This window comes from Vibrio sp. 10N.261.45.E2, from assembly GCF_002875705.1.
In the GTDB taxonomy this organism is placed as follows: Bacteria; Pseudomonadota; Gammaproteobacteria; order Enterobacterales; family Vibrionaceae; genus Vibrio.
Map to the genome: position 1 here is coordinate 1 of NZ_MCZZ01000108.1, position 2,476 is coordinate 2,476.

The following is a 2,476-nucleotide window of genomic DNA, read 5'->3' on the forward strand; positions in this document are numbered from 1 at the left end:
GATCGCTTTAGGCAAAAATTCACGCCTTATCCTGACTCACAGGCTGCTCCCATCGTTCACCAAAGCGTTCTAAATGATCGGCAAGCCGTTTCGAAGCCTCTTGGCGCTTGCTTCTTCCGCTTAACTCTTTTGAGCGGTCAAGCATGGCGTTGTGCTTGTCACCCAGAAGCACATTGACGGATGTCCCATTTTTCTTTGTCATCATCGACCTTATAACTTTCTAATCACTGAACACTGGCAACATATTTTTATCGCTGCTTAGTGAATCTGTGCTAATTATCATTCCACATAAAAGAACAACATGGAACGAGTATAAATATACTCAAGCTAAATAAGTCATTGTTTTACATCAAAAAAATAATTTATTTATTTTCAAATAACCTAATTTTCACAACAAGAATGCTATCAACAAATTTTATCGATAAATAGGCCGAAACAATGACTCCGAACGAGTCAGATAGAATCAGAATCAAAAAAAAGGAGTCCGATAAAATCGGACTCCTTTAAAATGTGTTGTGCATCACAGGGTATGTGTATCTTTTAGTTGACTTTAATCTGGCTTAGTGTGTTTATTTTTTCAGGGTGATAAATGATGTAATCACTTTCAATTGTAAACAACACCTTTTTAAGGTCTGACTTAAAACCCATATTATCTACAATTTTATAAAAGATGATCTCTCTACCTTTAAAAACATTCTTTTCTAATTCGACTAAACTTACCTTTCTGTTTTTGTTCCCATCAAGATATTCAAAAATTGAGCAATTAAGTGAACCCTCACGGAAAGAAGCTATAATGAAAAAGTCATCAATGATTAGTTTTCTTCCTGAAAAAATGATGCGGTGTACTTCTTTTTTAAGATCAGCTTTAGAATGCTCTGATTGCATTTCAAACACAATTAGAACAATTCCTACCGACAACATCACGCTTGAAGCAAGGAAAAACTCAAGCACTCAGAATCATACTCTTAACTTCCATTACCAATTTATCAATTCCTTTTTTAGCGTCCACTAAATTAGTGGCAAGCATGTAAGCAGGAGTTGTGACGACTTTGTTTTTTACGTCAATAACGACCTCATCAACTTTAGCGCATATATGCTTACCGCCAAGTGATTCAATACAAGAAACTGTATCTTTGTCATTACCGATTGTTGTTTCCACATCATTATAAATCAGCGGCAAAAGAGCTGGAGCAATACACATGTAACCACACACCCTGTTCTCTTCTTTAAAATCAGAGCAGACAGACATAAAGTCAGGAGCAACACTCAGTTCTTGACCTTTGAACGCCAAATCAGAAAAATTCTTTGCAACACCAAAGCCCCCAACGACCAATAGCGCGGAAAAATCATCCGCTTTGCATTCAGCTAGAGACTGAATGTTTCCTCGAACAATTCTTGAGGCTTCTATCATTATATTTCTGCTTTCGGGCATCTCTTCACCTGTAACGTGATTAATTACATGGTGTTGATTTCGATTAGGCGCAAAGCATTGATATTCCAACCCTGATTCTTCAAGAGCAAGTAATGTCAATACTGCTTCGTTGATTTCAGCACCATCGAAGACCCCGTTACCAGAAAGTAAAACTGCAACTTTTTTCATTAAATTCCCCTTTGTTTTTTAAATTTATCAATTAATCTTAAAGTGGTTTCATTTTGATATTCTTCCATTATATCAGTCACATATCTTATCTTTTTATCAACTGTATAATTATCATCAAAACTTACATTAAACACATCTGTTAAAAAGTCATCAAAATCAAAATTATCTTGATACCAGCTACCAAGATGCGTTATCGGAGAGTTCAAACTGTTCATGTCTCGTATGTACGCGCGTGTTCTGTGCTTCAACATATTAGTTATTCGTATTTTCACTCGTTCTTTATTCGATATATTATCGTCATTTAAAATAGAACGGAGTTCTTGTAATTTTCCTCTAGAGTGATACCAGACAACTGACCTGACATATGAAACTGTCATCTCTGGAGATAAGCGGTCATAAACTATGTTGGAAGTTTGATTAGCTGATATTTTAGAATAATTGTACCAACCTGAAATTCCTACAACACCATACAAAACCAATAGACTGAGCTTGATCCAATACTTCAATTAACACCCCCGTAAAAAACATATAATAATCATTATTTTTTATACAGGAAAGGTGATTTTACAAATGGAAAGAGCATCTCATTTAGGTTTGCGCTGGATGCTATACGCTTGCGTGTAGATTCAGTGTGAAGCCGACAAGCGCAGCGCGTCAGTATTTTTTGATGTTGCGATTAACTACCGCGCTTCGCTTGCTAGACCGAAATCCAAGCCTCGAACGCTCCGCTTACTCGACTCGAATTTCCGGCCGTGGATTGCGCGGTAGTTTTCTATTCAAGAACATTAAATATAATTATATATATTAGTTATATTAGGGGTTCGATAATCTGATTATTATCAACAACTTAAAGCGCGAACTAAGGTCATCTATACA

The 2,476-nt window shown here is 36.2% G+C and carries 4 protein-coding genes; all 4 read right to left on the reverse strand.

The window, feature by feature from the left end; genetic code table 11:
• Window positions 1-19 precede the first annotated feature (19 nt).
• The 4 genes from BCT34_RS06955 to BCT34_RS06970 all read right to left on the reverse strand — a co-directional run bounded on the left by BCT34_RS06955 (window position 20) and on the right by BCT34_RS06970 (window position 2,106).
• Complete coding sequence (locus BCT34_RS06955; RefSeq protein ID WP_076650956.1) at window positions 20-205, reverse strand: TraY domain-containing protein; 186 nt, start codon at window positions 203-205, stop codon at window positions 20-22.
• Window positions 206-540: 335 nt separating this feature from the next.
• A complete protein-coding gene (locus BCT34_RS06960; protein ID WP_076651496.1) occupies window positions 541-951 on the reverse strand; it encodes a hypothetical protein in 411 nt (136 codons plus the stop codon).
• On the reverse strand, window positions 944-1,600 hold the full coding sequence (gene elbB / locus BCT34_RS06965; protein ID WP_076651497.1) for an isoprenoid biosynthesis glyoxalase ElbB: 657 nt from the start codon (window positions 1,598-1,600) through the stop codon (window positions 944-946). The genes BCT34_RS06960 and elbB overlap by 8 nt, the downstream gene beginning before the upstream one ends.
• Window positions 1,600-2,106: a hypothetical protein gene (locus tag BCT34_RS06970; RefSeq protein ID WP_083702768.1), complete on the reverse strand. Its 507-nt coding sequence runs from the start codon at window positions 2,104-2,106 to the stop codon at window positions 1,600-1,602. Before BCT34_RS06970 ends, elbB begins: the two co-directional genes overlap by 1 nt.
• Between the last annotated feature and the right edge of the window lie 370 nt (window positions 2,107-2,476).

Bases quoted from the DNA above. Each gene is read 5' to 3' on its own strand.
- BCT34_RS06955 (WP_076650956.1), bottom strand. From the start codon at position 205: ATGATGACAAAGAAAAATGGGACATCCGTCAATGTGCTTCTGGGTGAC.
- elbB (WP_076651497.1), bottom strand. From the start codon at position 1,600: ATGAAAAAAGTTGCAGTTTTACTTTCTGGTAACGGGGTCTTCGATGGT.